This window comes from Proteiniclasticum sediminis (assembly GCF_018128025.1).
GTDB lineage: Bacteria > Bacillota > Clostridia > Clostridiales > Clostridiaceae > Proteiniclasticum > Proteiniclasticum sediminis.
Genome location: NZ_JAGSCS010000020.1, coordinates 19,278 through 45,641 on the forward strand (window position 1 = coordinate 19,278; position 26,364 = coordinate 45,641).

General features: G+C 50.1%; 26 protein-coding genes. 17 read left to right on the forward strand and 9 right to left on the reverse strand.

Annotated features, from left to right (window positions below; all coding sequences use genetic code 11):
- Positions 1-13: 13 nt before the first annotated feature.
- The 4 genes from KCG48_RS12365 to KCG48_RS12380 all read left to right on the forward strand — a co-directional run bounded on the left by KCG48_RS12365 (position 14) and on the right by KCG48_RS12380 (position 4,264).
- Complete coding sequence (locus tag KCG48_RS12365) at positions 14-1,801, forward strand: ABC transporter permease (RefSeq protein ID WP_211802515.1); 1,788 nt, start codon at positions 14-16, stop codon at positions 1,799-1,801.
- A gap of 190 nt (positions 1,802-1,991) precedes the next feature.
- Entirely contained in the window at positions 1,992-3,005 is a 1,014-nt protein-coding gene (locus tag KCG48_RS12370; RefSeq protein ID WP_408004730.1) for an ABC transporter ATP-binding protein, read from the forward strand.
- Positions 2,998-4,020 carry an ABC transporter ATP-binding protein gene (locus tag KCG48_RS12375; RefSeq protein ID WP_211802517.1) on the forward strand — a complete coding sequence of 341 codons (1,023 nt, stop codon included), beginning with the start codon at positions 2,998-3,000 and terminating at the stop codon, positions 4,018-4,020. The genes KCG48_RS12370 and KCG48_RS12375 overlap by 8 nt, the downstream gene beginning before the upstream one ends.
- Before the next feature lies 1 nt (position 4,021).
- Positions 4,022-4,264 carry a hypothetical protein gene (locus tag KCG48_RS12380; protein ID WP_211802518.1) on the forward strand — a complete coding sequence of 81 codons (243 nt, stop codon included), beginning with the start codon at positions 4,022-4,024 and terminating at the stop codon, positions 4,262-4,264.
- A 357-nt stretch (positions 4,265-4,621) separates the two neighbouring features.
- Here KCG48_RS12380 and KCG48_RS12385 read toward each other — a convergent pair whose 3' ends face one another.
- Positions 4,622-5,512 (reverse strand): DegV family protein, encoded by an 891-nt coding sequence (locus KCG48_RS12385; protein WP_211802519.1) that lies wholly within the window; start codon positions 5,510-5,512, stop codon positions 4,622-4,624.
- Positions 5,513-5,674: 162 nt separating this feature from the next.
- Between KCG48_RS12385 and smpB the strand changes: the two genes are divergently transcribed.
- Together smpB and proC are read left to right on the forward strand one after the other, a co-directional pair.
- Positions 5,675-6,145 (forward strand): SsrA-binding protein SmpB, encoded by a 471-nt coding sequence (smpB, locus tag KCG48_RS12390; RefSeq protein ID WP_211802520.1) that lies wholly within the window; start codon positions 5,675-5,677, stop codon positions 6,143-6,145.
- A 15-nt stretch (positions 6,146-6,160) separates the two neighbouring features.
- Positions 6,161-6,967 (forward strand): pyrroline-5-carboxylate reductase, encoded by an 807-nt coding sequence (gene proC, locus KCG48_RS12395; protein WP_211802521.1) that lies wholly within the window; start codon positions 6,161-6,163, stop codon positions 6,965-6,967.
- Between the two features lie 66 nt (positions 6,968-7,033).
- Here proC and KCG48_RS12400 read toward each other — a convergent pair whose 3' ends face one another.
- Together KCG48_RS12400 and KCG48_RS12405 are read right to left on the reverse strand one after the other, a co-directional pair.
- A complete protein-coding gene (locus tag KCG48_RS12400; RefSeq protein ID WP_211802522.1) occupies positions 7,034-7,195 on the reverse strand; it encodes a hypothetical protein in 162 nt (53 codons plus the stop codon).
- A 218-nt stretch (positions 7,196-7,413) separates the two neighbouring features.
- Complete coding sequence (locus tag KCG48_RS12405; RefSeq protein WP_211802523.1) at positions 7,414-8,028, reverse strand: nitroreductase family protein; 615 nt, start codon at positions 8,026-8,028, stop codon at positions 7,414-7,416.
- An 88-nt stretch (positions 8,029-8,116) separates the two neighbouring features.
- Here KCG48_RS12405 and KCG48_RS12410 point away from each other — a divergent pair, with 88 nt between their 5' ends.
- The 11 genes from KCG48_RS12410 (at position 8,117) to KCG48_RS12460 (ending at position 19,559) form a co-directional block, all read left to right on the forward strand.
- Positions 8,117-9,076: a Gfo/Idh/MocA family protein gene (locus KCG48_RS12410; protein WP_211802524.1), complete on the forward strand. Its 960-nt coding sequence runs from the start codon at positions 8,117-8,119 to the stop codon at positions 9,074-9,076.
- A gap of 117 nt (positions 9,077-9,193) precedes the next feature.
- Entirely contained in the window at positions 9,194-9,526 is a 333-nt protein-coding gene (locus KCG48_RS12415; RefSeq protein WP_211802525.1) for a cytochrome b5 domain-containing protein, read from the forward strand.
- A 180-nt stretch (positions 9,527-9,706) separates the two neighbouring features.
- Entirely contained in the window at positions 9,707-10,834 is a 1,128-nt protein-coding gene (locus KCG48_RS12420; protein WP_211802526.1) for a hypothetical protein, read from the forward strand.
- Positions 10,835-10,883: 49 nt separating this feature from the next.
- A complete protein-coding gene (locus KCG48_RS12425; RefSeq protein WP_211802527.1) occupies positions 10,884-11,729 on the forward strand; it encodes a mechanosensitive ion channel family protein in 846 nt (281 codons plus the stop codon).
- A 222-nt stretch (positions 11,730-11,951) separates the two neighbouring features.
- Positions 11,952-12,518, forward strand: a complete 567-nt coding sequence (locus tag KCG48_RS12430) for a glycerol-3-phosphate responsive antiterminator (RefSeq protein ID WP_211802528.1) — start codon at positions 11,952-11,954, stop codon at positions 12,516-12,518.
- Positions 12,519-12,660: 142 nt separating this feature from the next.
- Positions 12,661-14,100, forward strand: a complete 1,440-nt coding sequence (locus KCG48_RS12435) for an NAD(P)/FAD-dependent oxidoreductase (RefSeq protein ID WP_211802529.1) — start codon at positions 12,661-12,663, stop codon at positions 14,098-14,100.
- 11 nt (positions 14,101-14,111) lie between these two features.
- Positions 14,112-15,380, forward strand: a complete 1,269-nt coding sequence (locus KCG48_RS12440) for an NAD(P)/FAD-dependent oxidoreductase (protein WP_211802530.1) — start codon at positions 14,112-14,114, stop codon at positions 15,378-15,380.
- Positions 15,381-15,731, forward strand: coding sequence for a DUF1667 domain-containing protein (locus KCG48_RS12445; protein WP_211802531.1), 351 nt, complete (start codon positions 15,381-15,383; stop codon positions 15,729-15,731). It begins immediately after the preceding gene.
- A gap of 143 nt (positions 15,732-15,874) precedes the next feature.
- Complete coding sequence (locus KCG48_RS12450; RefSeq protein ID WP_211802532.1) at positions 15,875-17,338, forward strand: NAD(P)/FAD-dependent oxidoreductase; 1,464 nt, start codon at positions 15,875-15,877, stop codon at positions 17,336-17,338.
- Between the two features lie 12 nt (positions 17,339-17,350).
- The gene (locus KCG48_RS12455) at positions 17,351-17,878 is read left to right on the forward strand and encodes a DUF3867 family protein (protein ID WP_331000397.1); all 528 of its coding nucleotides are present in this window, start codon (positions 17,351-17,353) and stop codon (positions 17,876-17,878) included.
- Positions 17,879-18,131: 253 nt separating this feature from the next.
- Positions 18,132-19,559, forward strand: a complete 1,428-nt coding sequence (locus tag KCG48_RS12460; RefSeq protein WP_211802534.1) for an MATE family efflux transporter — start codon at positions 18,132-18,134, stop codon at positions 19,557-19,559.
- 88 nt (positions 19,560-19,647) lie between these two features.
- Here the strand turns inward: KCG48_RS12460 and glmS are convergent, their stop codons facing one another.
- The 6 genes from glmS to KCG48_RS12490 all read right to left on the reverse strand — a co-directional run bounded on the left by glmS (position 19,648) and on the right by KCG48_RS12490 (position 26,121).
- Positions 19,648-21,474 (reverse strand): glutamine--fructose-6-phosphate transaminase (isomerizing), encoded by a 1,827-nt coding sequence (gene glmS / locus KCG48_RS12465; protein ID WP_211802535.1) that lies wholly within the window; start codon positions 21,472-21,474, stop codon positions 19,648-19,650.
- A 357-nt stretch (positions 21,475-21,831) separates the two neighbouring features.
- Positions 21,832-22,074, reverse strand: a complete 243-nt coding sequence (locus KCG48_RS12470; protein WP_211802536.1) for a CDGSH iron-sulfur domain-containing protein — start codon at positions 22,072-22,074, stop codon at positions 21,832-21,834.
- Positions 22,075-22,307: 233 nt separating this feature from the next.
- Positions 22,308-22,580: an acylphosphatase gene (locus KCG48_RS12475; protein WP_211802537.1), complete on the reverse strand. Its 273-nt coding sequence runs from the start codon at positions 22,578-22,580 to the stop codon at positions 22,308-22,310.
- Between the two features lie 39 nt (positions 22,581-22,619).
- Positions 22,620-23,705, reverse strand: a complete 1,086-nt coding sequence (locus KCG48_RS12480; protein WP_211802538.1) for a hypothetical protein — start codon at positions 23,703-23,705, stop codon at positions 22,620-22,622.
- A 111-nt stretch (positions 23,706-23,816) separates the two neighbouring features.
- A complete protein-coding gene (locus tag KCG48_RS12485) occupies positions 23,817-25,358 on the reverse strand; it encodes a sensor histidine kinase (protein ID WP_211802539.1) in 1,542 nt (513 codons plus the stop codon).
- Positions 25,359-25,425: 67 nt separating this feature from the next.
- A complete protein-coding gene (locus KCG48_RS12490) occupies positions 25,426-26,121 on the reverse strand; it encodes a response regulator transcription factor (protein ID WP_211802540.1) in 696 nt (231 codons plus the stop codon).
- Between the last annotated feature and the right edge of the window lie 243 nt (positions 26,122-26,364).

A 26,364-nucleotide genomic window follows, 5' to 3' on the forward strand; every position in this document is an offset into this window, starting at 1 on the left:
GTGGAGTAAAGTAATGCAAGATAACAAGAACATCAAAACCAATCCAGAAGAACTCGAGAAGAAAGACAGCGCACTGAATGATTATGTGAGCGAGTCCAACAGCTTGGGCGATGAGCAGCGCGTGAAGGTATTGTCCCCAGGTATGCTGGTTACTCGGCGATTCCTGAGAAACCGTCTGGCGATCATCGGTCTCCTCATCATTGTCTTCATGTTCCTCTTCTCGTTCCTCGGCGCTTTCCTTACCCCTTACGGGGAGTCTGAGGTTTTCCGTTATGTGGGAACCATGTCCAAGGAATATGCCAGCGTTACCTTTAATACGGAGTATCGTTTCACCGTGCTGGAAGGCCGTGAGTATACCTCTGCTGCCCACAGCAAGTTTATCCTGGCGCGAAACCAGGGGGAGACGACATTCACCAGCGGCGACAGCGAATACTTCATCTTCCAGGAAGGCGAAGAATTCTACAAGATCGTCAGCACCAGCCCCATTGCTAAAGTTACCAACTTTAGAGGCGTCGTAACCATCACTCCGGAAGATGGCAACGTCATACCTGATGATGTGAAAGCTGCCACAGAAGCTGCTGTACAGGAAGGCAAAACACAATTGGACATCAATGGTGTTCAGTACACCATCCAAAAGAGCGGTCGTGATTTTATTCTGGGCAAAACAGGCGACACCGCCATTGAGTCCAAGTACATCATCGATCCATCCAACAAGGCCAATAATGTTGGCTTTGAGTTCACCTACGCTGCAGAAAAAGCATTCCGTGCAGAAGGCGTCAATAGCTTCACTGTCGGAAACGAGCAGTTTGAGCTGGAAGCAGATAAGGATTCTGCCGTGATTTACAAAGTCACCGCATCCGGAAGAGAAGAGTATGCGCTTCTTTCCAACTTGGCGATTCAGCCAATTTCCACGGATGTTTTCCTGACCTTGGAATTCAAGAAGGAAATCGAAACGGCGATCCATGAAGGGAAATCTTCCTTTAACTACACCGACGAAAAAGGTGTCGAAGCGGAATACACCGTTCAGCGGAACAATAATATGTACACCGTTAAGACGGATGCGCAGACTCATCTGATTTCTGTCCATGAGGCTCCATCCTCCAAGCACTGGCTGGGAACGGACATGCATGGTATGGACGTCCTGACCCGACTGATGTACGGCGGACAGATCTCCCTCGTTATCGGCTTCATTGCCGTATTCCTGGAAACCATCATCGGTGTTATCATGGGCGGTCTGGCCGGATATTTCGGCAAGTGGGTCGACATGCTGATCATGCGTGTGGTTGACGTGTTCAACTGTATCCCCTTCATGCCACTGCTTATCATCCTGGGTTCCATCATGGATGCCATGGAAATCAATCCTCGGGTTCGAATTTACTATCTCATGCTCGTTCTGGGTATCATGAGCTGGCCGGGAATTGCCCGTATGGTTCGTGGGCAGATTCTTTCTCTACGTGAGCAGGAGTTCATGGTGGCTGCAGAAGCTACCGGATTGTCCGTATCCCGTCGTATTTTCAAGCATCTGGTTCCCAACGTCATTCCCCAGCTGATCGTCTTTGCCACCATGGGACTGGGCGGCACGATTCTTTATGAATCCACCCTGAGCTTCCTTGGCTTGGGCGTAAAGTTCCCCTATGCTTCATGGGGAAATATCATCAGTGGTGTTTCCACCGCTTATGAAATGACGAATTTCTGGTTTGTCTGGATTCCGGCAGGTATGTTGATCCTTCTGACAGTACTTGGATTCAACTTCGTCGGAGACGGTTTACGTGACGCATTTGACCCCAAGATGAAACGGTAGGTAGATCATGGAAAAAAAGAGTTTATTTGAGAAGCTATTTGATAAAGACGGCAAGAAGAAGATCAAGAGTGTCAACTACATTTCCGGTAAGGAAATCCGTCGCATTTCCCGAGAAAACCGTAAAATCACGGATGCTCTGGAAAAGAAAAGAGAGCGGAAGAATGTTCCGGAATCCGAGTATATCACCTATATGAAGAATCCGAACAATATTCTGGAAGTGGATAACCTGCACACCTATTTCTACACCGATATCGGTGTCGTCAAGGCTGTGGATGGCGTTTCCTTCGATATTCCCAAGGGCAAAACCGTGGGTGTTGTAGGAGAGTCAGGCTGCGGAAAATCCGTAACGAGTCTTTCCATCATGCAGCTGGTTCAGCGTCCCCAGGGCCAGACCGTGGCTGGGGAAATCCGCTTTGATGGTGGGGATAAAGTTTATGACATCGCGAAAACTCCCACAGAAAAGATGCAGGAAATTCGTGGAAATGACATTTCCATGATTTTCCAGGAACCCATGACCAGTTTAAATCCAGTCTTTAAGATCGGTGACCAGATCAATGAAGTCATCGAACTGCATAATGCACAGATGAGCAAAGAAGCCGTGAAAGAGCGTTCCATCGAGATGCTGAAGCTGGTAGGCATCGCTAACCCAGAAGGCGTCTATGACAACTATCCCCACGAACTTTCCGGAGGTATGCGTCAGCGTGTCATGATCGCCATGGCCCTGGCTTGCACCCCGAAACTGATCATTGCCGATGAGCCTACTACGGCTTTGGATGTTACCATTCAGGCACAGATCATGGACCTTCTGCGCAATCTGAAGGACAAAATCAACAGCAGCATCATGCTGATCACCCACGACCTGGGCGTTATCGCCGAAATGGCCGACTATGTGGTGGTCATGTATGCCGGAAGAGTCATTGAAAAAGGCACTGCCCAGGAAGTATTCCATAATCCGTCTCACCCCTATACGGTGGGCCTCATGGAAAGCAAGCCTTCCAGCAACAAGAAAGTGGAACGTCTTTACAGCATCCCCGGTTCTGTGCCTAACCCTGTAAACATGCCCAATTACTGCTATTTCAAGGATCGATGCAATAAAGCCATCAAGGCCTGTGAAGGGCCCTATCCACCACTGACTTTCCTGTCAGACACACATGCAGTGGCATGTTATCGCTACATGGATAATGAGGAGGAAAGCAATGGCTGAAGCAGTGAACACCAATAACACACCCCAGAACGAAGGAAATCAGGATGTGCTTCTCCAGGTAAAGAACCTGAAGAAGTACTACCCCATCCAGAAGGGAATGTTTTCCAAGGCGAAGGCCTTTGTGAAGGCAGTGGATGACGTCAGTTTCGATATCAAGCGCGGAGAAACCATGGGTCTGGTGGGCGAGTCCGGATGCGGAAAGACCACCATCGGAAAGACCATCCTCCGACTCACCGACAAAACAGATGGGGCAGTGCTTTTCAATGGCACGGAGATCCATGAACTGGACAAGAAGAGCCTTCGAGATATCCGTTCCAAAGTACAGATCATTTTCCAGGACCCCTATTCCAGTCTATCCCCCCGTATGCCCGTCGGTGAAATCATCGGTGAAGCCGTACGTGAGAAGAACCTGGTACCCAAAGAGGAATTTGATGACTATATCACCCAGATCATGCTGGACTGCGGACTTCAGGTTTACCACAAAGATCGCTATCCCCACGAGTTCTCCGGCGGACAGCGTCAGAGAATCTGTATAGCCCGAGCCCTGGCTCTGAACCCGGAATTCATCGTCTGCGATGAGCCGGTTTCAGCCCTGGATGTATCCATTCAGGCTCAGATCATTAACCTTCTGAAGGATCTGCAGAACAAGTATAAGCTTACCTATCTCTTCATCTCCCATGATCTTTCCGTTGTGGAACATATTTCCGATACCGTCGGTGTCATGTATCTGGGAAATTTGGTGGAGTATGCCCCCAAAGAGAAGATTTTCAAGAATCCTCTGCATCCCTATACCCAGGCACTGTTCAGCGCCATTCCCATTCCGGATCCAGATGCCAAGCGGGAACGCATTATTCTGGAAGGCAGCATTCCGTCTCCTGCAAATCCGCCCAGCGGTTGCAAGTTCCATACGAGATGCCGTCATGCCATGGAGATCTGCAGCCAGGTAAATCCTCCGCTGGTCTTCATTGAACCGGAACACAAGGTGGCATGTCATTTATACACAGGAGAGAAATAAAATGAAAAACACAAAATCCTTTGAGGACGATGGACGAGTCATTGCGGATATGAACATCGAGGGGACTCCCTGGTATGTGGATAAGAAGAAAATGACTCAGCGGGACAACGCCCAGGCGCTGTCCAAGCAGGAAGTCCGCTATATTATGCGGAATGCTCTGTTTGCGGGTTTGGCAGTGGCCTCTATCTTTATTGCGGCCTTTGCAGCGTTTATCCTGTTCTCAACGGAAATCTGGCTCAAGTAGGGAGAATCACCATGGCGAAGACAAAGCATTCACTGCTCAAGGGACATCTTGTCCCCTGTCCCCAATGCGGAAAAGACGTGCTGGACCACATGACTGAATGTCCATTCTGTCATGCTTCCATAAAACCCACAGCTTATTCCCCCATGGACCCGGCGCAAATCAAAAAGATCAGGCGGACACTGACGATCATTGGTATGATCATAGCCCTTCTAGTTTTCTTGGCCACGCGTTAATGAGTCAACCATAATCCATGTAAAAAAGCGGCTTCTCCCTAAGGAGAAAGCCGCTTTTTGAGTCTTTGGGCGGAGAAAAACACCAGAAAAAAGGGACGCCAAAATTCTTCGACGTCCCATGAGGTTATGAAGATCGCTCCGTTTCATCCTTAAGACCCATGAAGACCAGTCCGATGATTCCAGGCCCCGTATGGCTGCCGATCACCGGGCCGATGGGGGTAATGAGGATATCTTCTACACCGATTTCCTCCCGAACTTTGCTGGCCACAAACTCTGCGTCCTTGAGGGCATTGCCGTGACCAATGATGATCTTTTGGTCTTTGGGATTCTCTGCATCTTTTTTCATCCGTTCGATGAGTTCCAAAAGGGATTTTTTTCTGCCCATGACCCGGCTGTGGGTGATGAGAGCTCCAGCATGGTCCACACGAAGAACGGGCTTAATGTTCAGGGCAGTCCCCACATTGGCAGTGACCGCCCCGATGCGGCCGCCACGCTTCAGATGCTGCAGATCCTCCACGGTGAACCAGTGGCACACCTTATCCCGGTGAGTCGTAGCCCAGGCGGTCAGGTCCTCCAGGGAAAAACCTTCCTGCTGCTTCTCTGCTGCAGTCTTGACCAGGAGACCTTGACCGATGGAAGCGGCGCGGGTGTCCACGAGAATAAGCTTTCGGTCCGGATACTCCTCTTTCAGCTCTTCCATGGCGAGTCTTGCGGCATTGCAGGAGCCGCTGAGCTGGGAAGAAAAGGATAAGTAGAGGAGATCAAGGCCTTGGTTCAGGTATTGCGTAAAATGCTCGCGAAACACCGCCATGTTGATCATGGAAGTCGTGGAGGATTTTCCCTGGGCCAGGATCTCATAGAAGGATGAAGGGGAGAATTCGCGGTTCAGAGGGTCGTGGAGGTGAGACTCTCCATCGAGTACGAAGGACATGGGGATAATGTGAATGCCCAAATCTCGGGCTAAGGGTCCTGGTAAGTCGCAGGTGGAATCTGTAATAATTTTATAATTGCGCATGTTCTGCTCCTTGGATCAGTATTGATGAAAATGCAGAATTCCATCTTGTTCCATCTTACCGGGTTTACCCAAAATATATCTTAAACCGCACAAACCCCGAGAAAACAATGAAAAGGGCACAGGGCTATGTTAGAATAAGGAGAGAGAATGAGGTGAAAAACTATGGACAAGAAAGAGCGAAAGAACAGGACTTTAGCGGAAAATCGGAAAGCACGCCATGATTACTTCATTGAAGAAGTCTATGAAGCGGGAATTGAACTGATCGGTACCGAAGTCAAGTCCATTCGGATGGGAAAAGCCAATCTGAAAGAAAGCTACGCGGAAATTAAAAATGGTGAAATTTTCATCAGCGGAATGCATATCAGTCCCTATGAAATGGGCAACATCTACAATCGGGATCCCCTGCGAAGACGCAAGCTGCTCATGCACAAGAATGAGATCCTGAAGCTCGATCAGCTCAGTGCCGCCGATGGCTATACGCTGATCCCCCTGTCCCTTTATCTGAAAAACGGACGAGTGAAAATCGCCATTGCCGTGGCAAAAGGAAAGAAAAATTACGATAAGCGGGATTCCATGCTGGAGAAGGCCCACAAGCGCGATATGGATCGGGAGTTTAAAGAACGAAATCGGTAAAGAGGAGGAGAGAACATGCATAAGACCATCGGGTTCATCGGCTGCGGGAACATGGGAAAAGCGATTTTGGGAGGAATCCTGGAAGCCAATCCAGATCGTCGCCAACATACACTGGTCTCCGCCTCCACCCAGGAGACCCTGAAGGACATTTCGGACCGGTTTCAGGTCGAAACGACGAGAAGCAACCGGGAAGTGGCTCAACGGTCAGACTATGTTTTCCTTACGGTTAAACCCCACTTATACCCCCAAATTCTCCGGGAAATCCGGGATGAGCTGAAAGCGGATGCCCTGATTATAGGAATGGCAGCAGGGGTAACCATAGGGAAGATGGAAGATGAGCTGGGCAAGGATAGAAAACTGGTGAAGATCATGCCCAATACGCCAGTGGCAGTAAAGGCTGGCGTCATCGCCATGGCCCTGGGCCAGGGGATTGATGCGGTGGATGAAGAAAACCTGTTGGCGCTCCTGCAGGGCCTGGGTACGGTGTTTCCCTTGGAAGAAAAGCACATGGATGTCATCACGGGGATCAGCGGATCTTCCCCAGCCTATGTGTACCTCTTCCTGGAAGCCATGGCCGATGCTGCAGTGAAGAACGGGCTGCCCCGAAAAGAAGCCTATGCCATCTCTGCTCAAGCTGTACTAGGCGCGGCGAAGATGCTCCTGGAAACGGGAATCCATCCAGGGATTCTGAAAGATATGGTGACCTCTCCCGGGGGCACCACCATTGATGCGGTGGCTAAGCTGGAAGAAGAGGGATTCCGTCATGCGGTAATTAGTGCGGTGGATGTCTGTATTGAGAAGTCCCGAAAAATGAGTCAGTAATAAGCCTGAAAATCCCTGTCACGTGTGGTGTGACAGGGATTTTGTGTCTCATTATCAAAAGTGCGTTTAGTAAAGTTCCGAAGGGATCTCCTGGGTCTCGGGCAATGTCAGGGAGGGAGCCATCCGAAACAAATCCTGGGAAAGATCCAGGGTACCTAAGGAGGTCCAGCCCATGATCAGGGCGAGAAGCAGCGCAATATAGAGCAGTGTGGATAGTGATTTTTGCACGGATTTCACCTCCGAACCTTGATTTAAGTTGAGCTTAACGTTTTCGGAGTGAAAATATGCAACAAAAGGGTTAAACCTTGGTGACAAGTTGGGGGGCTCTATTTCAGATCCAGTTCCTGTTCGCTTAAGAAAGCCTTCATCTGGGGACGAAGGGGTTTGGAAAACATCCGGGCCATCTGCCGAGTCCGGGTCATCCTTGAAGTTTGTCGGCTCTTTTCCTAATATACCGCGATTTCTGCATCATAAGCCTGGAGCAGCGGAAGCTCGTTCTCCCGGTCATAAACTTCTTTTTTCAGGACAAGGGGCAGGGGAAGCCGAGGTTTTTGATCGTTCCATTCATCCGGAAACCCCAGACACATGCCAAAAAGCGGATAGGTGTGGGCGGGAAGATGAAGAAGGGACGTCACCACCTGGGGTTGATTTCGGATACCGCCCACATAGACTCCGCCTAAGCCCAGGGACTCTGCGGCGATCATGATATTTTGGGCCATGAGAGATGTATCCACTGTGGCCAGAATCAAGGCTTCCGTGTAAGAGGTGTCGGGTATGGTGTTTTGAAGGGCGGATGCTTTCCAAATTCGTTCCAGATCAGCCACAAAGACGAGGAATAAAGGGGCCTCCTCCACATGGCGCTGGTTTCCGGATAGCTCCGCAAGAATTTTTCGTTTTTCCGGATCCTCCACCTGGATCAGGGTATAGGCTTGGGCAAAGTTCGAGGTGGCGGCTCGCTGACCCGCCAAGACCAGTTCCTCCAAGGTATCCTGCTTGAGAGGATAGGATTTAAAGCGACGGACGGTTCTGTGTTGATTCAATAGATGAATTGTGGAATTCATGAAATAGACCTCCTTAGGATGCGTAGAGCGAAGCGATGATTGCCGATTCTGGTATAATAAAGAAAAACCCGTGAAGGGGAGTGAAGCTATGCAAATCATCCGATATGGCATTATGGGAACCGCCAAAATTGCGACTCGTTTTGTGTCGGCGGTCCGGGACAGTGAAGGGGGGGAAGTGGTGGCGCTGGCCTCCCGAGAGGAGGGCAAGGCCCTTCAGAGAGCAAAAGAGCTGGGGATTTCCCGCGTTTATGGATCTTATGAGGCTTTGCTGGAGGACCCGGAGGTGGATGTGATTTATGTGCCCTCCATCAATGCCATGCATTACAGCCATGCGAAAATGGCGCTGGAAAAGGGCAAGGCGGTCCTTTGTGAGAAGCCCATGACGCTTTCAGCCCGGGAAACGGCGGAGCTCTTTCACCTGGCGGAACATCGGGGTGTATTTCTCATGGAAGCCCAGAAATGTGTGTTTCTACCCGTGACCCAAGCGGTGAAAGAACTGGTAGGCCGGGGAACCCTGGGTACGGTTCGGCACCTTGAATACAATATAGCAATCCCCCATGTGGGATTCCAGTGGTTTTATGAGAAAAAGGCCGGGGGAGGACTGCTTCAGGGCAATGGGACCTATCTTCTTTCCCACGCCATGGAACTGCTGGAGGAAGAAATGGAAGATGGGCAGGCCCTGGCAACTCTGGGCGACACGGGGGTGGATCTCCAGTGCACACTGCAGTTTCGAACAGCATCCGGTGTGCTGATCCGAGGATTTATGACCACCCTCACCGAAGGGAACAGCTACATGCGGATCACCGGAGACCAAGGAATGGTGGAAATTCCGGACTTTTGGAAGGCAAGGGAAGCAAAGGTGCAGCTGAGAGGAAAAGAATCGGATACGCTGAGCTTTCCGGTGGACCATGAGATGGTCTATGAAGTCAATCACGTGAATGCCTGTCTACGCCAGGGGAAAGCAAAGAGTGAAGTCATGTCGCCGGAAAGATCCATGCGCATTGCCGAGATTGTGGAAACTCTCATCACGAGTTTTTCTCCGGAATGATCGTGAACAGGGCGAGAACATCCTGTGATATTTCTTTAAAGTTAATTGCATACAATTCAATAGTACCGTAGAATTTGAGTATACCCCAAGAAATTTGAGGATCAAGGAGGTAGTTACATGAAAACAAAAGGAATTGTCCTGAGTCTGCTGGCACTTCTCCTGTTGACGGTCTTGGCGGGTTGCGGATCTAAGGAAGCCACACCTCCTGCAGAAGAGGTCAAGCTCACCCTGGAGCAACTGGCGCAGTATGATGGTAAAAATGGGAATAAAGCGTATATCGCCATCGAGGGGAAAATCTACGACGTCACCAATGTGGCGCAGTGGAAGGGTGGAGAGCACAATGGCTACACTGCCGGTAAGGACTTAACCGAGGAAATCAAGTCTGTTTCCCCCCATGGACTAACCCCCATCAAGGAGCTAAAACCCATTGGCGTTCTCGTGGACGGCTAACCTGCTTTTCTTCCTTTGTCTGGAATCGTCTCCCCAAAGCTCACCGAAGTGGTGGCTTTTGGGGAGACTTCTTTTCTTTTTCGAATTTTCGAAATATGAAAGAGAATGAGAAAATGGTATAATTAGGGGAGCGTGGGACGATAGGGTTCAAGCAGTACTGATAAACGGGAGATGCGGAGTATGATTGTTGTCAAGGTGGTTGAAAGCCGGAAAGAGCTTAATGATTTCGTGAATGTTCCTTTTTCGCTGTATGGAAAAGAGGAACCTTGGGTTCCTCCGCTGAAGGGGGACTTTAAGAAGTATATCCAGGGGAAGGACAATGCACTGAACTGTGGGCCTAATGAGCGGATTGTGGCCTATAAGGAAGGCACCCCCTGTGGAAGACTCCTGGTGGGCATCAACACAGAGTTGAATGACTATAAGGGCTACAAGGAAGGGTATATCGCCCTGTATGAATGTATCGACGATCTGGAGGTGGCAAAAGCCCTTTTGGGCTATGCCGAGAGTTTTCTCCAAAGGCATGGCATGGAGAAAATGAAAGGTCCTTTGTCCTTGCCTGCAGGAGACGATTACCGAGGATTCCTGGTGGATAATTTTGAGGATCCCACCCTGGTCATGAATACCTACAATAAGCCCTACTATAATGACCAGTTTCTGGCCTATGGGATGGAGAAGTACTTGGACTGCTATGGTTATAAAGGAATGTTCGATACCGAGCAGCGGGAGCGCATGGAGAAACTCATACCCTATGCCATGAAACGGTATGGATTTACCGTGGAAAAGCTGGATCTGAAGAATATGGACCGGGAGATGGCCGACGTGAAGGAAGTTATCCTGAAAGCCATGCCCGAGGAATGGGATGATTTCATGCCTCCCACCGATGAGGAAATCAAGCTCATCGCCAAGCAGCTCCTTCCCTTTGCAGACCCAGACTTTATCTATATTGCCCGGGATAAGGACCGAAATCCCATTGGATTTAACATCGCCCTGCCCGATTATAACCAGGTGCTGAAAAAGATGAATGGTAGGCTTCTTCCCTTTGGCCTGTTCAAGTTTCTCTACTACAAGAGAAAAATCAACCGCCTTCGCATTTTTGTCCTCTTTGTGGTCCCAGAGTATCGGCGTAAAGGTGTCACCGCAGCCATCTATTTCGAAGGGCTAAAACGGGGAATGGAAAAAGGGTATATCTACGCCGAAGGCTCCACGATCTGGGAGTATAACCGCCCCATGCAGAATGATGCCCTGGGATTTGCCGATAAACCCTACAAGACTTACCGCGTGTACATCAAGTCCCTAAAACATCAATAAATTGACGAGAGAATCAGGAGCCGAATAAAGCTCCTCAAGAGGTATGATTATGGCATTATGGGAAAAATACAATGAGCAGATTACCACCTACGGAACGAAAATCGGCGCCTTTTTGCTGGTGCTTATTCTGGGCTGGTGGTTGGCCAATTATGCAGTCCGGCTGGTGGAGAAAGCTCTGCAGAAAAGCAAAATTGACTTATCCATCCACGGATTTTTAAAATCCATGGCTAGCTTCTTCCTGAAGCTGATGGTCCTCATCACGGCAGCCACCCTCATTGGGGTGCCGGTGACCACCTTCATTGCCATGCTCAGCGCCGCAGGGCTGGCCATTGGTTTAGCCTTGAAGGACAGTCTGTCGAACTTTGCAGCGGGCATCCTTCTCCTGGTATTTCGTCCCTTTAGTGTGGGCGATTACATTGAAGCCGGATCCATCCAGGGAACAGTGCTCACCATTCAGCTTCTCCATACGTCCCTGAACACGCCGGATAACCGGCGGGTCATGGTTCCCAACAACAGTCTGGTGACGTCCCATATTATCAACTACAGCGTGGAACCTTTCCGTAGAATTGATAAAGTCTACTCGGTGGCTTATGGTTCCGATGTGGAACAGGTCAAGGAAATCCTCCTGCGGCTGGCGGTGCGGACAGAAGGGGTCCTGGATGAGAAGGGCGTCATCGTCGGGGTATCCCGGCAGAATGCCTACTCCCTGGATTTTGACTACAAGGTCTGGGTGAAGCGGGAAGATTATCTGGCCGTGGGTTATGCCCTCAATGAAATGGTCTTGGGAGAATTTTCCCGCCATGGCATCGCAATCCCTTATCCCAAACAGGAGCTTCAGGTGAATCTGGGCGGGAGCGTCAGCGATGTATCCCCATCGCCTGGAAATAAGGGCTAAAAAGACAGAAAAAGGGAGCCCGTCGGCTCCCTTTTCCCGTAATTGTAATTGATAATGATTAATCAGCACGGTGAGCACTAATTAATAATTGTTATAATCTAATATTAATTATAATTTGATGGAAAGTCAAGGGAAATTTTCAAGTTATCAAATTTAATTTGAATTGGTTTACAGTTGTCCAGAATTCAGTATAATTGAAGAAGACTATAAAGGAGGGATGACATGAAAGAAGAATTCTATCAAGCACTGGAAGCCTATCCTGTGGTTACCGCAGTGAAAGACTACAACGGTCTGGAACTGGCCTTGGAAACGGAAAGCCAAGTGGTTTTCATTCTCTTTGGAAACATCACGGATATCGCCAACATCGTGCGTAAAGTCAAACAGAAAAACAAAATTGCCATCGTCCATGTGGATTTGATTGAAGGACTGGGGAGCAAGGAAATTGCGGCAAAGTTCATCAAGTACAACACCCAGGCCGATGGGATCATCAGCACCAAGGCCAACATCATCAGTGCCGCCAAGGACCTGGGGCTCATTACTGTCCAGCGGTTTTTCCTGATCGATTCCTTGTCCCTGAAGAATGTCATTAAGTATATCGAATCGGGTCATGCAGATACCTATGAGGTTTTGCCCGGTGGAATGTACAAGATCATCACCAAGCTATCCGCCATCGCCACAGTTCCACTCATTGCAGGGGGATTGATTTCAGACAAGGAGGACGTTATTGCCGCTTTAGGGGCAGGTGCCACTGCTATTTCCTCAACAGACACCGGAATTTGGAGACTCTAGGGTCATGTCAAGGTTTACAAGAGGATTTTAAGGTGCTAAAATAAAAGAAATGAATAGTGTGCTGAGAGTAAAAGAGTAAGCAATGAAAACCTGTTTAGCAGGTGACGTTGTATTGCTCTTTTTTTGTTAGGAGGGAAAGAATATGTTTGATGTGGTCATCATCGGTGCGGGTATTGTGGGAGCCTCTGTGGCGCGAGAACTATCCCGGTATAAACTCAAGGTCGCGCTTTTGGAAAAGCAGAATGATGTTTCGGAAGGAGCCACCAAGGCCAACAGTGCCATCGTCCACGCCGGATACGATCCGGAAGTGGGAACGCTCATGGCACGTCTGAATGTACGGGGATGCGAGCTGACGGAAAAGTATGCAGAGGAGCTGGATGTTCCCTACAAGAAAATCGGTTCCTTGGTTGTGGCGTTCTCCGAAGAGGAAATGGCCACCATTCAGGAACTGTATGAGCGGGGAAACACCAACGGTGTTCCGAATCAGCGGATTATCCGCCGGGAGGAACTGGTGAAGATGGAACCCCATATTGGCGATCAGGCTGTGGGAGCCCTGTTCTCTCCATCTGCAGGCATCGTCGGACCCTGGGAGTTCTGCATTGCCCTGACGGAAAATGCCGTGGTCAATGGAGTAGAGCTCTTCCTGAATACAGAAGTGGTGGATATCAAGAAAGAGAATGATGAGTTCACCATCTATACGGCCAACCCGGATCTGGAAACCCTGAAGACCAAATACATCATCAACGCTGCGGGAATCTACAGCGATGCCATCATGGGGATGGTGGGCGAGCGCGAGTTCAAGATTAAGCCGCGTAAGGGACAGTATTTTGTTCTGGATAAGAGCCAGGGCCCCCTGGCCAATCATGTGATCTTCCAGTGTCCGTCGGTTTTGGGCAAGGGAATTCTGGTATCCCCCACGGTCCACGGCAACCTCATCGTGGGACCGGATGCGGAGGATAATGTGGAGCGGGATGACACTTCCACGTCCAAAGAGCAGCTGGCCTTCATTCAGCATGAAGCCAACCGTTCCATCAAAGGGATCAACTATCGCGAAAGCATTCGAAACTTCGCTGGCCTTCGCGCTCAATCTGACCGATCTGACTTCATCATCGAAGAAGCCAAATCAGTGAAGGGATTCATCAACCTGGCCGGCATTAAGTCTCCGGGCCTGACTTCTGCCCCAGCCATTGCAGAAGATGCCGCAAAGATCCTGGAGAACCTGGGCGTAGCCTTGGAGCCCAAAGAGAACTTCAATCCCACCCGAAGACAGACCCACTTCATGAAACTGACTCCGGAGGAGAAGGCGAAGAAGATAAAAGAAGACCCCACCTTCGGCCGAATTATCTGCCGCTGTGAGAACATCACAGAAGGGGAAATCATCGAAGCCATCCACCGACCCGTGGGAGCCATGACGCTGGACGGCGTCAAGCGCCGCGTAAGGCCAGGCATGGGACGATGCCAGGGCGGATTCTGCGGACCCAGAGTGCTGGAGATTATCTCCCGTGAACTGCATGTTCCCCTGGAGGAAATTATGCAGGACACCAATGGTTCCTATGTACTCGTCGGCGAAACAAAGAAGTAGGGGTGAAGAAGATGAAATATGATCTGATTGTAATCGGCGGAGGCCCCGCAGGCCTCGCTGCAGCGTATGAAGCGTATAAAGAAGGCGTAGAAAAGATCCTGATTCTGGAAAGAGACAAAGAGCTGGGCGGAATTCTCAACCAGTGCATCCACAACGGATTTGGCGTTCATTCCTTCAAAGAGGAACTCACCGGACCGGAGTATGCCACCCGTTATATCGAGATGCTCAGTTCCACGAAAGTGGAGTACAAGCTGGACACCATGGTCCTCTCCATCGCCAATGGCGGGGAAAGCAAAACCGTGGAAGCCATCAACACCAAGGAGGGCTACCTGATCCTGGAAGCCCGTGCCATCATCCTCTCCATGGGCTGCCGGGAAAGAACCCGCGGAGCCATCCAGATCCCCGGCGAACGTCCTTCGGGTATTTTCACCGCAGGTACGGCTCAGCGGTACGTGAACATGGAAGGCTATATGGTGGGGAAGAAAGTGGTCATTCTCGGCTCGGGGGACATCGGCCTCATCATGGCTCGCCGCATGACCCTGGAAGGGGCAGAGGTCAAGGCCTGTGTGGAACTGATGCCTTACTCCAATGGCTTGAACCGAAACATTGTCCAGTGTCTTAATGACTATAATATTCCGCTGCTTCTTTCCCATACCGTCACCGAGATTATCGGAAAGCACCGTTTGGAAGCTGTGGTCATCAGTGAAGTGGATGAGCAGAAAAATCCCATCCCCGGCACAGAGCAGACCCTGGAATGCGATACGCTGCTTCTCTCCGTGGGTCTGATCCCGGAAAATGAGATCACCCGTAATGCCGGCATCGCTCTGGATCCACGAACCTCTGGCCCACAGGTCAATGAAGCCATGGAAACCAGCGTCAAAGGCATTTTCGCCTGCGGCAACGTGGTCCATGTCCATGACCTGGTGGACTTCGTCAGTGAAGAAGGACAGAAGGCAGGACGCAGTGCGGCTCGCTTTATCCGGCATGAGCTCGAGGAAGGACAGGAAGTCACCAGCATCGTCAATGGTTCCCGCGTGAACTACACCGTTCCTCAGCAGGTTCGTCTGGAGAACATCCTAGATGGCCAGGAAATTATGTTCCGTGTTTCCAATGTGTTCAAGGATATCAACATCACCGTTCGCAACAATGAAGGGGAGCTCATCAAAAAATTGAGACGTCCCATCGTGGCTCCCGGTGAAATGGAAAAAATCAAGCTGAAGAAGGAAGAGCTGGAGAAAGCCAACGGCAAACTGACCATAGCTCTGGAAGAGGTGGTATAAATGAGAGAGATGATTTGTATCGTCTGCCCCAAGGGCTGCAGACTGAGTGTGGATGAGCGTCCCGATGGCGAGATCCTGGTGACGGGAAACTCCTGCAACCGCGGCATTCCCTATGCGAAGAAAGAGCTGACCAATCCCACTCGCGTGGTAACCTCCACGGTGAAGATCACCGGAGGAATCCATAAGCGTCTTCCGGTGAAAACCTCCTTTGATATTCCCAAACACCTGAATTTCGCGGTGATGAAGGAACTGGAGAAGGTGGAAGTCCAGGCCCCTGTCAAGGTGGGCACCGTCATTGTGCCGAATATCCTGGGCACCGGCGCAGATATTGTGGCCACAAGAAATATGTAGTTCAAAGAGTGTGGGGATTTCCCCACACTCTTGTTTTAAAAATCACGAACTTCTGTGAACATTATAAGAATTTCGCAAAGGTCAACGGTAAACGATTTCGGGATCCGGTAAAATGAGAGTAATAGAGATAAGGAGGAAAAACCATGTATGACGTGATTATTATTGGTGCAGGTATCATCGGAACTTCCATTGCCCGGGAGCTCACCCGGTCAAAAAACAAAGTGCTGATTCTGGAAAAAGGATCCGATGTCTCCATGGGGGCGACGAAAGCCAACAGCGCCATCGTTCATGGAGGATTCGCAGAGAAGCATACCGCATTGAAAGGACGGCTCTGTTATCCTGGCCGTATCCGTTTCAAAGAACTCAATGAGGAACTGAATTTTGGATTCCGGGAAACGGGAAGCTTAGTCATCACCATGGAAGACGACAAGGCGCCGCTGGAAAAGCTCATGGAAAATGGCATCCTCAACGGGCTCACGGATCTGAAGATCATCGGACCCGAGGAGATTCGCCGGCTGGAACCGGAACTAACCCATGATGTCAAATGGGCGCTATACTGCGAAGGGGCAGGGCTCTGTTCTCCCTATGAGATGGCCATTGCCATGGCAGAAAATGCTCTCACCAATGGGGCGGAGCTGAAGCTGGAACACGAAGTGACGGCTTTGGAAAAGAAAGAGGATCGTTTTATCGTCACCACGAACCAGGGGGCCTTTGAAGGCCGCTATGTGGTCAATGCGGCAGGACTCCATGCCGATGAGATCTCCAAAATGGTGGGGGTCGATAATTTTGAGATTTTACCCCGCAGCGGAGAGTATATTCTCTTTACCCGGGGAACGGGGGATCCCATCAATACGGTGATCTTCCAGTTGCCCACCAAGCTGGGCAAGGGCGTTCTGGTAGCCTCTACCTATTATGGCAATCTCCTCATTGGGCCGGATGCCCATGAAGATGAGGTGAAGGGCGACACCTCCACTCACATTGAGCGTATTGCCAAAATCTACGAACAGACCAAAGCCCTGTACGGGAAAATCAATGCGAAACAGTTTATCCGCTCCTTCACCGGCGTCCGGGCCCGAAGCTCCACCGATGACTTCATCATTGAGGAGACAGCCGTGAAGGGATTCATCAATGTGGCGGGTATTCAGTCTCCGGGACTCACCTCTTCCCCGGCCATCGCCCAGATGGTTATAGGTATTCTTAAGGATGGGGGACTAGAATGGGAGCCAAATCCAGATTTCAATCCCCACCGCAAACCCATTGTGACAAAGAAACCCTTAAAGCCTCTAAAAGAAATCACGCCTCTTCTGGAACTGCCCTTGGGCACTCCGGAACGGATCGTCTGCCGCTGTGAGCAGGTCCGGGAAGATGAGATCGTGGATGCCCTCCACCGAGGCATCAAGGTGAAAACTGTCGATGGGGTCAAGCGTCGTACCCGAGCCGGTATGGGCTGGTGTCAGGGGGAATTTTGTAAACCCCGGGTCATTGAAATCATGGAGAGAGAATACGGGGAGAAGATCGATCCTCTGTTTGATATCGAGCACAGCGGAGTGAACCGGGTGCAGAAATCAGATCTGTTGGAGTATCTGAAAACCCTCGAGGAGGAATAAGCGTTGAGCGACGTGATTGATTTCAATGAACTGAAAAATAAGGTCCGGGATAAGGACATCGATGAGTTTGAGGCCTACATTTTTAAGCTGGTGGGGGATATGGGCGGTGGAATCACCAATCCCATGACCTTTAACAAGGCAATCCTGGAGTATATGAAGGAGAATCAGCTCTCCAATGAAAAGTTCATGGAAATCCAGAAGAAGCTCATGGAACGGTATGGCATGTCCATGGAGGATCTGAACAGTCAGTTTCATCTGGACAACAACGAAGACTATAAGAAGTACCGAAAATCCCTGGGTTTCACCGATAAATACAAGAGCAAGCTGAAGGAGTATACGGGATACCGCTACCCCATCAGCAATGAGCGGAACCAGCTTCAGCTCTATCTCAGCGGCAGGGATGTGCTGATTACCTCCACGAAGAAAGTGGATCTGTCGGACAATGAACTCAATGAGTTTCTAGTCTCCTACAAGAAGCTGCAGGATGAGGCGAAACTCAATATTACCATCAGTGAAGCGGGAACGACCTACGAGTATTAGTCCGAAGGGCTAGATCTCAAAGGATGAAGTTCCTCCCCCATGTATCCGAATTTGGCAGTTCCTTTTTGGAGGAACTGCCAATATTTTTTGCGGTTTTTTCGGTCTCCGGATAAAATGAGATCCAGGGAGAGTTCATTTATTCGGGCTAAATCTGTAGCTTTCATCCATCAAGTGTATTGGAGCCGAAGGGCATCGGTTTTTTCTGTGGTATAATGTTAATTAAATATGAATGAATGGATTAAGGATGAGACGAATGACTGAAAAAAATAATGTGTTGGAAGAAGATTTAACCCAAGAGTCTCCCAGCGGCTCTCGTTTTGCATGGAAGTGGAAAAATCCCGTCCGAAGTGATGTCATGACCCTGGCGTGGCCAGTGCTGATTGAGCTTTTGATGGGTTCTCTTTTTGGCATGGTGGATATGATGATGCTGGGGTGGATCGCCGACAAGGCCCTGTCAGCAGCCTCCGTGGCCGCAGTGGGCATCACCAATCAGCCCATGCTCATCGGCCTTTCCTTGGCCCAGGCCCTCAATGTGGGTGGTACCGCTATGATTGCTCGATATGTGGGGGCCAAACAGCCCCATAAGGTGGAGTCGGTGCTGAAGCACGTGATTCTCCTCAATCTGATCCTCCTGGCCATTCCGCTGTCGCTCTTCGGGATCCTGTATGCGGAGCAAATCATGGTCTTCATGGGCGCCCAAGCGGACACGGTGGCGGCAGGGAGCACCTACTTCCGCATCGTCTTTGTGGGCTTTGTCTTCCAGACCTTCAACATGTCCATCACGGCCGCCCTCCGGGGCATCGGCGAGACCAAGGCCCCCATGATGATCAACGTCCGGGCGAACTTCCTCAATGTCATCGGCAATGCGCTCCTCATTTACGGACTTCTGTTCTTTCCAAGACTGGGGGTCACCGGCGCAGGAATCTCCACCACCTTGTCTCAGGTGGTGGCCAGCGTGCTTATGATCCGGTACCTGAAGAAGAAGGACAGTCCGCTGCAGGTCAACTTTCTGAAGAAGTTCCGGTATAACAAAACAGTGATTCAGAACCTCATCCGCATCGGGATTCCGGCTTCCCTGGAGTCATTGGCCCTTCGGATCGGCATCCTCTTCTTTGTTCGCATCGTGGCAGGATTAGGCACCGTGGTCTATGCCTCCCACCAGATTGCTCTGAGCATCCTGGGCCTTTCCTTCAATCCCGGCCAGGCCTTTGGTATTGCTGCATCTTCCATGGTGGGGCGATCCTTGGGTTCCAAGAATCTTCAGCTGGCGGAAGACTATGCCAAAGAGACCCGAAAGATCGGCTCCCTGATTTCTACCCTCATGGCCGTCATTTTCTTCTTCTTTGGTCCCCAGCTGGTGGGACTCTACACCAGTGACCCCGTCATCATTGCCAATGCATCGGGCGCACTGAAAATCATTGCGCTGGTCCAGCCCTTCCAGTCCTCCCAGCTGATTCTCGCAGGAGCCCTTCGGGGCGCTGGAGACACCGTATGGCCTCTGGTGGCCACCTTTGTGGGCGTCTTTGGTTTCCGGGTAATCCTCTCCCATGTTTTTGTGAACATCATGGGGCTGGGACTTATTGGAGCCTGGTATGCCGTATTTGCCGATCAGTTCATCCGATGGACCTTTGTTTATGGCCGTTTCCGCACCAACAAATGGAAGCATGTGAAAATTAAATAGAATCAAAATGAATGAGCCGTCCCTAATGGGACGGCTGATTTTCATGAAAAAACCCTGGATTTGAGTTTTTTCAAATCCAGGGTGCTTGTTATTCTACGGTGACGGATTTTGCCAGATTTCTTGGCTTATCCACGTCCAGTCCTTTATAGAGGGCCACATAGTAAGCCAAAAGCTGGAGCGGAACCACAGCCAGAATCGGTGCAATGAGATCCAAGGTAGAGGGAATGTAGATGACCTCGTCGGCATACTTGGCCACATCTTCGTTTTCCGCATAGGTGACAGCCATGACTTTGGCGCCTCGGGAGACCACTTCTTTAATATTGCTCTGCATCTTCTCCGTGAGATCCCGCTGGGTGATGGGGGCAATGACACTGATCCCGTCCTCAATGAGGGCGATGGAGCCGTGCTTCAGTTCTCCGCCGGCATAGGCTTCGCTATGGATATAGGAGAGTTCCTTCAGCTTCAGGGAAGCCTCCACGGCGATCTGGTAATCCAGGCCGCGGCCGAGGAAGAACACATCCTTCTCCCCATGGATCCGCTGGGCAAAGTCCTTAACCTTCTCCACATGGGCAAGAATCTCGGCGACTTTTTCGGGAAGCGTCAGAAGTTCTTTCTTGATGGCGTCTAATTCTTCTGCCGTCTTGGTGTCCAGAAGCTCCGCAAAGTGAATACCGATGGCATAGAGGGCAACCAGCATCGTGAGGTAGGCCTTGGTGGAGGCGACACCGATTTCCGGGCCTGCCCAGGTATAGAAGACGTCATCGGCTTCCCGGGAAATGGAACTGCCCACCACGTTGGTGATGGCAATGACTCGGGCTCCCTTGGTCTGGGCATCCCGAAGGACGGCCAGGGTATCGGCGGTTTCCCCGGATTGGCTGATGGTGATCACCAGCGTACGGTTGTCGATGAGGGGATTCCGATAACGGAACTCAGAAGCCACATCCACTTCCACGGGAATCCGGGAGAGGTTTTCCATGGCGACTTTTCCGATGAGACCGGCATTATAGGCGGTTCCGCAAGCCACAATGTAGATTCGGGAATAATGGAGGAGCATTTCTCGGGTGATATGGATATCATCCAGCTTAATGGGCTGGCCCGGAACGATGCGGGAGGTCATGGTATCCCGAAGCGCCTTGGGCTGTTCGTAGATTTCCTTCAGGGTGAAATGGGCGTAACCGCCTTTTTCTGCGGATTCGGCATTCCAGGTGATGGTGGTGGTGGGACGTTCCACGGAAAGTCCTTCTGCACTGAACAGCTGAAGAGCCGGGCCTTCCAGGACGGCAAATTCTCCGTCATTCAGGTAGATGATCTCGCGGGTGTAATTGAGGATCGCGGGAACATCGGAGGCAATGAAGTATTCGCCTTCACCCAGGCCTACAACCAGAGGGCTGTCCTTGCGGGTAGCCACAATTTTCTGGGGTTCCTCGGTGCAGATGACCCCTAGGGCATAACTGCCTTTCAGCTGCTTCACGGTCTTCATGACGGCCTCCAGCAGGTCTCCTTCGTAGTTCAGATGAAGGAGATTGGGAATAACCTCCGTGTCGGTGTCGGAAAGGAAGGTATAGCCCTTTTCCTGGAGCATTTCCTTCAGTTCCATGTAGTTTTCAATAATTCCGTTATGCACCACGGAGATTTTTCCGTCGTTGCTGTTGTGGGGGTGGGAGTTCACATCCGAAGGTGCACCATGGGTAGCCCAACGGGTATGGCCGATGCCCAGGTGAGCATCCAAATGACGGCCTTCCACTTTTGCTTCCAGATTTTTCAAACGGCCTTGGGCTTTGACGCTGACGATTTCATCATTTTGCATGACGGAGATCCCCGCAGAATCATAACCTCGGTACTCCAAGCGGGACAATCCGCTGATCAGAACCTCCACGACGTTGCGATGACCCAAGTAACCAACAATACCACACATAAAAAAACACCCTTCCTTTTATTTTTGGAAAGGCTTAAAACACCTGCCAGGATTGGCCCAACAATTACTCATTGGTTTTCTCCTGTCGTTGTCGGTAGTGTATACCGCGAAGCATCCGCCGAATTTTCGATAACTTCGTCCTCGTCAACCTGATGGCTCAGGTTCTGGCGCTATTTCATCAAATGAAATTTTCATTATTCCTTTAAGCCTTACCCATCTATTATAACGGCTATTTTGTTAAAATCCTAGATATATTTCGAGATTGATGAATTTCACCTTATAGGGGGACAATTTGACGATGAAAAGCAAAAGCCCGAAGACAGGCCTTCGGGCTTTTCAGTGAACTCTGACTCGGAATTACTCCAAGGAAAGATGGGATCCGTCGCAATAGGGCGGATTCTTTGTATGCTTGCAGGTGCAAAGGGCAGCTTTCTCATCCTTTTCGGCGGTGAAAGCCAAGGGCAGGAAGGAGGTTCCCTCATGGGAGCCGTCACAGAAAGGCTGATTGCCGCTTCTTCCACAGGCACACCAGTAGTAGGTCTCTCCAGCTTTTAGATCCACATAAATCGGCGCTTTTCCAGCGATGGTTGGTTTTTCCATATTAACCCCCCTTTTTGTTATTCTGGGTTTTCCCCGTGACTCTATTATAGGGTTGAGCCCAGCGCGTCGCCAGTGTGAAAGTCCTTTATGAACGAGATTTAACAGAATAATTGGAAAAAGAATAAAAAATCACGGAGGATTTTCCTCATTTCTCATCTTCATGGCAATGGATTTCTCCCCTGGGGGAATTCTGTAGGTTGAGGCAAAAGAAAAAAGCAGGGGATTCCTGCTTTTTAGCCAAGGATAGTGAATTTACGTTCTTCCGTTACCAGGGGGATTTCCTTCAGGGAATAGTCGTCAATGCGAAGATAACCGTTTCCTCGAAGGAGAACTTGAAGCAGGGACGTGAGCTTATCTTCTTCACCCTGCACCAGCACTTCCACACAGCCGTTGGAAAGGTTTCGGACCGAGCCCGTGAGACCGAGGGTGGAGGCTGTGGTGTAACAAAAATAACGGAATCCCACGCCTTGGACCCTACCGGAGAAGAGGATAAAATAGCGTTTCATGGCAATCCTTCCTTTCCTGGGGAAACGGGTAAATTGGGACTAATGGGTGTCAAACCAGTGTTTCAAGGATTTTCGGAGCTTATGCCAGGCATCCAGGACGATTTTGCTAAGATCGGTGACCGGTTTTTCTCCATTTTCCACACTGGGGAGATCCGAGGGTTTCGAGCGGCGGCTTTTGGGCTCCACCTTTGGGGCCTCCGCTGGCAGGTTAGCCGCTTCCTGGGGATGGTCCGGTGAATCTCCTGGATTCTCCTTGAGTGGCTCCATTTTTAGCGTGGCGGTGAGAGAAGCTTCATCAGCGGCCTTCGCGAGGAGGGGATCCATAGAGGGGGTGCTTCGAAGTTTTTCCGGCAGCATCTCCTGCAGTTTGTGCCGATGGGATTCTTTTTTGCGGTATTTAGAGACGGTGTAAATATAGTCCAGATAGATGGCGCCGATGACTTTGGCATCCGCCACTTCGTCATCGCCCAGATTGTAGAAGCCTAAAAATTTTCTCAGATCCTTCACGGATTTTCCTGTGAGGCCATAGAGGTCCTTGCTCATCTTCATGGCATCGATGAAGGAGATATGGACTTCCTTGTCCAGCTTCACGTTGAGATAGGTATGGGTAAACGGCTGATTATAGATGATGATGGGCTGATCACCAGCATAGCGGATGAATTTTCCCACAGCTTCTTTCAGGGGCATCACATGGTGTTTTTCCACCGTATCCTTGGACGCTAAGGGGATATACAGGGCGTCGATCATTTTATGATTGATATAGCGGACGGCCTCGATGGCGGAGACGGTGTCGCTGTAGGGATCTTCTGCGGTACGCTTCAGATGGAAGGTCACAAATTCCTTATAAAGGGGATACGACTCAAAATCTTCCAAAATCATTCCCTTGTGGTTAAACAGGGCATCTTCCATGATGACGCGCTTGTAGCTGGCACTCAGGGGATTGTACAGATAATCCTTGAATACGTAAAACAGCGCAATGAGGAATCCGATGCCAATATAGAGCAGGGAATAGGTGATTTCGGCATACCCGTACTTGTTTCTAAAGTAGAGATAAACGGCCAGAAGAAGGCCAAAGCAATACAGGAAAAGATATTTCCGATTGAAGATCTTTCTCACAACATCCATAAAAAGTGCCTCCGTGTGCGACGATTTGTGAAGAGGGAAGGTCCGTTTCTTATTCTCTATTATAGTATGAATCAAGTAAATCCCCAAGAATTTCAGGCTCTACTTTTGCTCCTAAATGATGAGCGCCGGAAGTTTCACCGAAATGACCAGGGTATGCTCGTCTTTCTTCGTGGCTTGGATCTTGCCGTGATGATTGTTGACGATACTTTCCGCGATGGCCAGTCCTAAGCCGCTGCCGCCGGTTTCGCTGGAACGGGATTTTTCCAGGCGATAAAACCGCTCGAACATTTTGGCAATGTCCTCATCGCTGATGCTGTCAATGCTGTTTTCCACCGTCACCGTGAGATACCCTTGTTGGTCAGCACTGAACACCCGGACCAGAATGGGGGTTTTTGTGTGGGAGTACTTGATGGCATTGGAGATAAGATTTTCAAAGAGACGGACAATCTGGGGGACATCTACGGAGAGGAGGGTGTCTTTATTGGTGAAGGACTTTTCGATGGTGAGATTCTGTTCTTCGGCCATGGGAATCATTTCCTCCACCAGCTGATCCAAAAGATCCCGGAGATTCACCGTGGTGAGGGATGGTTTGTTGTCGGAGCTTTGGAGCTTTGTATATTCGAAGAGTTCGCTGATGAGGTCCTTCAGGCTTTCTGCCTTGGCATAGGCGATCTGGAGATAGTCGCTGCGCTGGGCTTCGGTGATCCCGCTGCTTTTCGCCAGTCCCAGATAACCGATGATGGAGGTTAAGGGGGTGCGAAGGTCGTGGGAGACATTGGTGATGAGCTCCTGCTTCGTCCGCTCCAGATTTCGCTCCTCTTCAATGCGTTCATCAATATCCCGGGCCATGATGTTGATGCTTTTGGCCAGCTCGGTGAGTTCATCATTTCCTTTCACCGGGGCGGTATACTTGAGATTACCGGTGGATATGATCCGCACGGTATTGGACAGCTCCTGGATGTAGTCCATTTTATTCCGGGTAATGACCATGAAGCCGATGACAAAAAAGAGAAAACCCACAAAAATGGACAGGGAACTGTTGTAACTGTAAGTGGAGGAGGTCTGGATATCTGCCACGGGAGTATCCCGGATAATCAGATAGATGTCCTCCTTCAGAAAATTCATGGGATAGACGAAGGTGCGCTCCGTCACCGCTTCATTGCTGGTGTTTCCGGAGTTATAGTAATCCACGTCATAGACGGACTTGATGACGTCGAAGACATCGATGGCCCGCTCATTGACATTGGCGGTCTTGTACCGGATATTGCCTTCCAGGTCCGTGACGATGACCTTTAAGGTGGTGGTCCGGGAGAAATCCTCAATGAGGTTATTCATGGCCGTGGTCAGGTCAAACTGCTTCATCTCCGGATTGTTCTCCGAAGGGTAACGCACATTAAGGCGCATCTCTTCGGTGATTTCCGACTCTTCCTTGTAGCGAAGGTCATTGAGCATCCGCTCCGCAATGTCATTGGCGGAAGAAGAAATGTCATAGATTCCCTGCTCATAGGAGATGAACTTGTGCTCCGTAACCTTTCGAGTCAAGTTGAAGGTAATGTTGTAGGCCACTAGGGCCAGCACAAGACAAAAAGCCACGGCAAAGATCAGTTCCAGCTGGATATTGCTGCTGATTTTTGAACGGATGAAGTCGTCCAAGGCTCTGAAAAAGCGGTCTATTCGATTGTTTTCCGGCGCAGGGGCCGGGCCTGGGACGGGTTTCTTCCTATTTTTCAACTTTGTATCCTACTCCCCATACGGTTTTAATATATCTGGGATTTCGGGGATCATCCTCGATTTTTTCCCGCAGTTTCCGAATATGGACCATGACGGTGTTTTCGGACTCCAGGAACTCTTCCTTCCACACATTCTCGTAGATGCGTTCCACGGAGAGGACAATGCCGATGTTCCGAGTCATGTACTCCAGCATGTCAAACTCGGTCTTGGTGAGCTTAATCAGGTCATTGCCCTTTTTCACTTCCCGGGTGTTCACATTGATGGTGATGTCATCGAGATTCAGAATGTTCTCGTTGCGAGGTTTCTCTGAGTTCAAGGTATAGTAGCGGCGAAGCTGGGATTTCACCCGGGCAATGAGCTCCAGGGGGTTAAAGGGTTTGGTCAGATAATCGTCCGCCCCCATGGTGAGCCCCAGGATTTTGTCCATGTCCTGGGTTTTGGCGGACAGCATGATGATCGGCATGTTTTTCGTTTTTCGAAGCTCCATGCAGGCTTGAATCCCGTCTTTTTTCGGCATCATAATATCCAGGATGATGAGATCCACATGGTGTTTCTCCACCACTTCCAGGGCTTCCACTCCGTTGGTGGCCTTAATGGTTCCATAACCCTCGTTGGTGAGATAGATTTCGATGAGATCCCGGATTTCTTTTTCATCATCCACGATGAGTATCGTCTGTTTTTCCATAGTGTTCCTCCCTCTGCGCTTGCACGGTTCAATGTTTTATCCCGTTCCTTTAAGGAAACGGAGTGACTTTATCTTTATTCTAGATGAGACACTTTAAAATGGCGGTGAAATAATCTTAAATGTTGGTGAATCCCCCGGTGGGGCAAAAGTTTTCATCCGCTCTTCCATTATACTATATCCCGGGACCTTTGCGGAAAGGGAGGACAAAGAGGGGACATGGGGAATTTTATGCTCAGGTTCAGT

What these genes read in the sequence shown, in the direction of transcription:
- KCG48_RS12405 (WP_211802523.1), bottom strand. Translation starts at nt 8,028, where the DNA reads ATGAATTCCACAATTCATCTATTGAATCAACACAGAACCGTCCGTCGC.
- KCG48_RS12415 (WP_211802525.1), top strand. Translation starts at nt 9,194, where the DNA reads ATGAAAACAAAAGGAATTGTCCTGAGTCTGCTGGCACTTCTCCTGTTG.
- proC (WP_211802521.1), top strand. Translation starts at nt 6,161, where the DNA reads ATGCATAAGACCATCGGGTTCATCGGCTGCGGGAACATGGGAAAAGCG.
- KCG48_RS12445 (WP_211802531.1), top strand. Translation starts at nt 15,381, where the DNA reads ATGAGAGAGATGATTTGTATCGTCTGCCCCAAGGGCTGCAGACTGAGT.
- KCG48_RS12460 (WP_211802534.1), top strand. Translation starts at nt 18,132, where the DNA reads ATGACTGAAAAAAATAATGTGTTGGAAGAAGATTTAACCCAAGAGTCT.
- KCG48_RS12420 (WP_211802526.1), top strand. Translation starts at nt 9,707, where the DNA reads ATGATTGTTGTCAAGGTGGTTGAAAGCCGGAAAGAGCTTAATGATTTC.
- KCG48_RS12425 (WP_211802527.1), top strand. Translation starts at nt 10,884, where the DNA reads ATGGCATTATGGGAAAAATACAATGAGCAGATTACCACCTACGGAACG.
- KCG48_RS12375 (WP_211802517.1), top strand. Translation starts at nt 2,998, where the DNA reads ATGGCTGAAGCAGTGAACACCAATAACACACCCCAGAACGAAGGAAAT.
- KCG48_RS12475 (WP_211802537.1), bottom strand. Translation starts at nt 22,580, where the DNA reads ATGAAACGCTATTTTATCCTCTTCTCCGGTAGGGTCCAAGGCGTGGGA.
- KCG48_RS12435 (WP_211802529.1), top strand. Translation starts at nt 12,661, where the DNA reads ATGTTTGATGTGGTCATCATCGGTGCGGGTATTGTGGGAGCCTCTGTG.
- KCG48_RS12380 (WP_211802518.1), top strand. Translation starts at nt 4,022, where the DNA reads ATGAAAAACACAAAATCCTTTGAGGACGATGGACGAGTCATTGCGGAT.
- KCG48_RS12410 (WP_211802524.1), top strand. Translation starts at nt 8,117, where the DNA reads ATGCAAATCATCCGATATGGCATTATGGGAACCGCCAAAATTGCGACT.
- KCG48_RS12480 (WP_211802538.1), bottom strand. Translation starts at nt 23,705, where the DNA reads ATGGATGTTGTGAGAAAGATCTTCAATCGGAAATATCTTTTCCTGTAT.
- KCG48_RS12365 (WP_211802515.1), top strand. Translation starts at nt 14, where the DNA reads ATGCAAGATAACAAGAACATCAAAACCAATCCAGAAGAACTCGAGAAG.
- KCG48_RS12440 (WP_211802530.1), top strand. Translation starts at nt 14,112, where the DNA reads ATGAAATATGATCTGATTGTAATCGGCGGAGGCCCCGCAGGCCTCGCT.
- KCG48_RS12470 (WP_211802536.1), bottom strand. Translation starts at nt 22,074, where the DNA reads ATGGAAAAACCAACCATCGCTGGAAAAGCGCCGATTTATGTGGATCTA.
- KCG48_RS12490 (WP_211802540.1), bottom strand. Translation starts at nt 26,121, where the DNA reads ATGGAAAAACAGACGATACTCATCGTGGATGATGAAAAAGAAATCCGG.
- glmS (WP_211802535.1), bottom strand. Translation starts at nt 21,474, where the DNA reads ATGTGTGGTATTGTTGGTTACTTGGGTCATCGCAACGTCGTGGAGGTT.
- KCG48_RS12450 (WP_211802532.1), top strand. Translation starts at nt 15,875, where the DNA reads ATGTATGACGTGATTATTATTGGTGCAGGTATCATCGGAACTTCCATT.
- KCG48_RS12370 (WP_408004730.1), top strand. Translation starts at nt 1,992, where the DNA reads ATGAAGAATCCGAACAATATTCTGGAAGTGGATAACCTGCACACCTAT.
- KCG48_RS12385 (WP_211802519.1), bottom strand. Translation starts at nt 5,512, where the DNA reads ATGCGCAATTATAAAATTATTACAGATTCCACCTGCGACTTACCAGGA.
- KCG48_RS12430 (WP_211802528.1), top strand. Translation starts at nt 11,952, where the DNA reads ATGAAAGAAGAATTCTATCAAGCACTGGAAGCCTATCCTGTGGTTACC.
- smpB (WP_211802520.1), top strand. Translation starts at nt 5,675, where the DNA reads ATGGACAAGAAAGAGCGAAAGAACAGGACTTTAGCGGAAAATCGGAAA.